This window comes from Bacteroides sp. An279 (genome assembly GCF_002159615.1).
Taxonomy (GTDB): Bacteria; Bacteroidota; Bacteroidia; order Bacteroidales; family Bacteroidaceae; genus Phocaeicola; species Phocaeicola intestinalis.
In genome coordinates this window covers 1-2,849 of the sequence record NZ_NFJA01000170.1, presented here as the reverse complement: position 1 = coordinate 2,849, position 2,849 = coordinate 1, and the positions used below count along the sequence as shown (strand labels likewise).

Annotated in this window: 2 protein-coding genes; both read right to left on the bottom strand. The window is 33.3% G+C overall.

Going from position 1 to position 2,849, the window contains the following annotated elements; translation table 11 throughout:
• Window positions 1–206: 206 nt before the first annotated feature.
• The gene (locus B5F78_RS17465; protein ID WP_162608586.1) at window positions 207–1,472 is read right to left on the bottom strand and encodes a S41 family peptidase; all 1,266 of its coding nucleotides are present in this window, start codon (window positions 1,470–1,472) and stop codon (window positions 207–209) included.
• A 422-nt stretch (window positions 1,473–1,894) separates the two neighbouring features.
• Window positions 1,895–2,698 carry a hypothetical protein gene (locus tag B5F78_RS16280; protein ID WP_087251737.1) on the bottom strand — a complete coding sequence of 268 codons (804 nt, stop codon included), beginning with the start codon at window positions 2,696–2,698 and terminating at the stop codon, window positions 1,895–1,897.
• Between the last annotated feature and the right edge of the window lie 151 nt (window positions 2,699–2,849).

Here is a 2,849-nt window from a genome sequence, read left to right as displayed (position 1 = left end):
TCGGACAAATAGTCCTCATGCGCAGCCTCGAAATAAGGGAGAAGCGCACAAAACTGTTCATGGCTAACTCCCGTCAAGGCACGGAAACTTTTGCTGTTGTCTTTATGGTTGTGGTAATTCATGTTGCAAAGGTACGCGTATGCGCGATATATAACAAATCTAAATTACATAAACTCTAATAATCTTTTTCATTTTATCAATTGTTTTTACTCATAAAACTTAGAGAAACTGATATAATAATCTATCTTGGAATTTGGCAATGTAAAATGCAGATAATTACCGAAATATACATCAGGGCATCCTGTTTCTCCTTTCACTCTCGCGATACCTAACCTCTTCATCGTATGGGCCAAAGTGGATGCACCAGAGTAAGTCTTGTTATTCACAAGAATAGTTGTTTTACCATGATATAGATTAGCTTCTTTCAAATTACTCTTGACGGGAGTAGCTTCTATAACAAAAAGTCCTCCATCCGGCAAATTGCAGATTTGACTGTATATTTCCGGATGCCTGTCTTTATTATAGGCTTTGGAATATGCACTGACCTTCAACTGACTCTTAGAATATAGCGAATAGTCCGGATGTGGAAAATAGGAAATAAGCCTATCCACACACTTGCTTGAACCCCCTGTGTTATTTCGTAAGTCAATAATTATATCCTTTATTTTTCTCCGGTTTATTTCCTTAAAGACTGAATCACAAAATACCTTTAGTTCAGTTTCCTGAAATACATTGCGAATGGTGAGAGTTGCCTTTGTGAAATCGGAAGAGAAACAACAACTGAAACTTTCAGGCTTTTTCTGGGATTGTCTTTCTTTGATGACCTTTATAGCCACACTTTGCGGAACTCCTTCCAAACGTATCTCTTCCATTTTATCACCACGTTTTATCGTAAACTCATACGACTCGCCCCATCTGTACATGTACCACAACAATGGAGACCAATAGGCGTTTACACTGCCTTCCTTAATGCCATTACCTTTCTCCGAACCCCAAAGGCTATACATCCGTCCAAGTATATCTTTTGAATGGATTCCGTTAATTCCGAGAATCGTATCACCTTCACAAACCATGGAATTATCAATCACCGGATAATCTACAATAAAGAAATCTCCGGATACTTTTATTCTCAATGGCATTGTCTTGCCATCTTTCTTTGCATTCGCAATCAGGTCGTTGGTAATAGGCGGCAGCATCATACTATGACCATCCTTTATATTAGCCATAAAAGGGGCTATTTTCAGATAGAAGTCGGATATGCTGATAGAATCAGTCATGGAGGACTTAATCTTGATTTTGTTGTTTTCATACTCTTCTCTTGACTGATAGAGATAAAGGTCGGGGTGTACATATTCTAATTTTGTACATAAAGTGTCAAAATCGGCCATTTGCTGGGCAGGACTTAATTTTTGCCCAAAAGAAACACTACAAAACAAAAGAAGTGAGCAATTTATTATAATTCTTTTATTCATTCTATGATTTGTTTGGTTGATACTAATTTTAACTTGCTAATATTATAATAGTCTACCCTTAAAAATCACTTTATAGGTTGATATTCAATCAATTTTATCCCACGGATGCGAAGCTGCATAACTGGTAGAGGTCATATACCTCCTGGTAGTTTACTTTTTCTTTTGCCATAATCATTGTTGTTAAAGGTTACGGCGCAAAGATAGGTTAGGCTATGATGTGTGTCAAGGCGGAAAATAGAATGCTTACAAGATAAATCAAGGAAGCGCATGTACGGCATCTTCCTTACTGCATATTGTATGTGTCTCGAGGTCGAACCATAGGATGCAAACTCACCGATTTTTGATTCGATAGTTTGGTTACCTATATAAATATGCTTGGTGTAGCGTTCAAATAGTCAACCTTTTTAAAGTTAAGACAATCTTTAATTTCTAGGAGGAAGGCGTATTGGTAACATTTTATTTTGTTGTTTATTATCTTTTATACTTCTTACAATTTCGTATAATATACCTCCAATATCAATTCCTAAATCAAACTTTTCAAATTTATAATAAGGTATGAAAATTGGAACTGTTTTCCAACCATTCTGAGCATCGTAATATCTTTGTACTCCAACTTCTATACCGACTCGCTCTGAAAATTCATAACCTATTGTAGTACCATAATATGAATTATTAAAATTGTATATATTGTTAGGAGTATAACAACCAAAAATACTGATGTGTAGTTTTTCTGTAGGTAAATATGTAGCAGATCCCAATAGGCCAAAAGATTGTCCGCTTTGTTTTAAGTTGGGTAAATGGTATTTTATAGCATTAATTCCTATCTTAATATCAAAATACGAATTAAAATTTTTCTGATATATTAATGATGCTTGATTAATAATGCCAATACCAGGAAGTGTATTTTGAGAACTTTGACCATACATGTAAGATGCAATTTTTCCCCATCTATTATAATCATAGAAAAAAGTATTGGAATGATTTATGAAATTTGGAAAGGCATCATACTTATAGCATTTCATATCAAATATTTTATTCATGTATGTATTCTTTCTTATTCCAAAATCTGTATGATTATTATAATGAATTAGGGAAATAGGACGTTTATAATAATTTTCAAAATAGTGAACATTATTATTTATCCTTAATTTAATAATACTATCATTTTGTGAATAGATATTTAATGTAAGTAAACATAAAATCAGTAATGTGATATTTTTATACATGTCACGATTGTTTTAATTTATGTGTCTAAAAATGTATTCTTTTATAAGAAACTGTTTTGAATTGATTCAAGAATAATGTTATAAGCATCTTCAGATCTCAAATCAGTCGGTCAATTGGAAAAATGTTATATCTTTAAAGGTACCAAACAAT

Excerpts from the sequence above, each read along its gene's own strand:
- B5F78_RS17465 (WP_162608586.1), bottom strand. The coding sequence starts at position 1,472 with ATGAATAAAAGAATTATAATAAATTGCTCACTTCTTTTGTTTTGTAGT.
- B5F78_RS16280 (WP_087251737.1), bottom strand. The coding sequence starts at position 2,698 with ATGTATAAAAATATCACATTACTGATTTTATGTTTACTTACATTAAAT.